The sequence below is a fragment of the Vibrio sp. YT-19(2023) genome (assembly GCF_033337395.1).
In genome coordinates this window covers 1-852 of sequence record NZ_JAWOQN010000292.1, presented here as the reverse complement: position 1 = coordinate 852, position 852 = coordinate 1, and the positions used below count along the sequence as shown (strand labels likewise).

The 852-nt window shown below is 46.5% G+C and carries 2 pseudogenes; both read left to right on the top strand.

The window, feature by feature from the left end:
• Window positions 1–669: pseudogene (gene vmeT / locus R7E78_RS25475) on the top strand (multidrug efflux RND transporter periplasmic adaptor subunit VmeT); the annotation flags it as partial.
• Window positions 669–852 (top strand): annotated as a pseudogene (locus R7E78_RS25470) (efflux RND transporter periplasmic adaptor subunit); the annotation flags it as partial. The pseudogenes vmeT and R7E78_RS25470, both read left to right, overlap by 1 nt.

The window sequence follows — 852 nt, the reverse complement described above, 5'->3', positions numbered from 1 at the left end:
AGCTACGATCAAAAAGAAACGCAATACAAAGCAGCGTTGGCAAGTTTTGAACAAGCGAAAACCGATTTGAGTTACACCAAAATTCAAGCGCCATTTGACGGTGTGGTGTCGTACACCTACGTGAAGCCGTATCAAGTGGTAGGTGAAAAGCAAGAAATCCTCAATTTGATTGATAACACCACACTGGATGTTTCTTTCACTTTGCCCGTTAGTTACGCGGAGTCTGTCTCTCTGTCTGCACTAAAAAACGCAGAGATGTGGGTAACGATGGACAGCGAACCAAGCAAACGTATTCCGGGTAAGTTCAAAGAAATCTCAACGCAGCCAAACATCGATACCAACAGCTATGAAGCGATTGTGACGATCACTCGGCCAACCGATCGCAACTTGCTCACTGGGATGACAGGACAAGTACACATTGCTAAGCAAAACAAGTCTAACGCCATGACGTTGCCGACATCGGCTTGGGTAAACAAGCAAGAGAGCCAAGGTGAAGTTTGGGTGATGGATAGCTCAACGCAACAAGTGAGCAAGGTGACATTGTCACTAAATGAAAGTGGCGCGATTGAGTCAGGTTTGGATAACAACGACTACGTGGTTATTGCTGGCGTAGAACGATTAGTCGAAGGGCAAGTGGTGAAAGCTTGGATTCGTGAGGAAGGCATTTAATGAAGCATTCTCTATTCGCAGTATCGGCCATCGCCTTGGCCGTTCTTACTGGTTGCCAAAGTGATAGCCAAAACGTAGCCGAACAACCGTTGTATGTTTCGACTATTTCAGTTGACGCGCCAGTGAAAAGCCAATATCGCGCGTTTAAAGGGCTAGTCGTTCCTGCTGAACAAACACCCATGG